General features: G+C 55.4%; 2 protein-coding genes. Both read left to right on the top strand.

Annotation, left to right across the window (positions count from 1 at the left end):
* The coding region (locus J5224_RS28455) for an acyl-CoA dehydrogenase family protein (RefSeq protein WP_264628458.1) at positions 1-653 on the top strand (653 nt) is incomplete at its 5' end.
* Between the two features lie 98 nt (positions 654-751).
* A partial coding sequence (locus J5224_RS28460) for an electron transfer flavoprotein (RefSeq protein ID WP_264628459.1) occupies positions 752-1258 on the top strand: 507 nt, incomplete at its 3' end.

Raw genomic sequence — 1258 nt, forward strand, 5'->3', positions numbered from 1 at the left:
GGGCATTCTTTATCGTGTTTGCCATGACCGACAAAAGCCAAGGGGTAAAGGGCATTACCGCGTTTCTGGTTGAGCGCGATAACCCCGGCATTAGCATCGGCCTGCCGGAAGAGAAAATGGGGATGAACGGTTCCGATACCTGTGCCGTCAGCTTCAGCGACTGTGTGGTGCCAGCCAGTTGTCGTTTGGGCGCGGAAGGGAAAGGATTTGCTATCGCCATGGAAACGCTGGATGGCGGTCGGCTAAGTTGCTCGGCCATTGCGCTGGGCATTGCCCAAAGTGCACTCGATGCCACGCTCACCTACACCAAAGAGCGTATCCAGTTCGGTAAACCCATTGCCGCTAATCAAGGGGTACAGTGGATGCTGGTAGAGATGGCTACCCAGGTCGATTGTGCCCGTATGCTGGTCTATCGTGCCGCTGCCGCCAAAATGGCCGGACACCCCTACACGCGCGAAGCCGCACAAGCCAAGCTCTATGCTTCTGAAGCTGCCACCTATGTCACCCAAAAAGCAGTGCAACTGCACGGTGGCATGGGCTACACCTCGTCGTATCCGGTTGAACGACTGATGCGGGAAGCGAAGTTGACAGAGATCTTCGAAGGCACCAGTGAAGTACAACGCATGGTGATCGCTAAACATATTTTGGCCTGAATCAGGCCACTGACCTGTTGGCCACAGCGATCTGTTGCGCTCTGTGGCCCGCTTCAACCACCTTCTTTTTTCGGGCATCTTTAGGGAGAGCGCTCACTATGAGACTTATCGCCTGCTGCAAAATCGTCCATGACGAGCAAGACATCACCACCAACGCGGATCGTTCGCTGTGTGTGGATAATGCCAATCTGAAAATCAGCCTCTACGATCTCAATGCCTTAGAGGCTGCAACGGTGCTGGCAAGCGAACAGCCCGGCAGCCAACTGACGGCGCTCAGCGTGGGCAGTAAGACCCTGCTGGAAAACGCCCGAATTCGTAAGGACGTGCTGTCTCGTGGGCCTGATACGTTAACGGTGATCGCCGATGACGCCTGTGACGGGAGCTACCCAACCGAAACAGCACAGATTCTGGCCTGTGCCGCGCAGAAGCTAGGCTTCGATCTGATTATCTGTGGCGAAGGTTCTGGCGATCTCTATGCACAACAAACCGGTATCCAGATAGGCGAGCGGCTCAATCTGCCCTGCGTCAATGCGGTCAGCAAAATCACCGTTGTCGGCGATAAAGTGCGCGTTGAGCGTGACCTCGAAGATGTGGTGGAAGAGTTG

It is taken from the genome of Candidatus Symbiopectobacterium sp. NZEC135, from assembly GCF_025962695.1.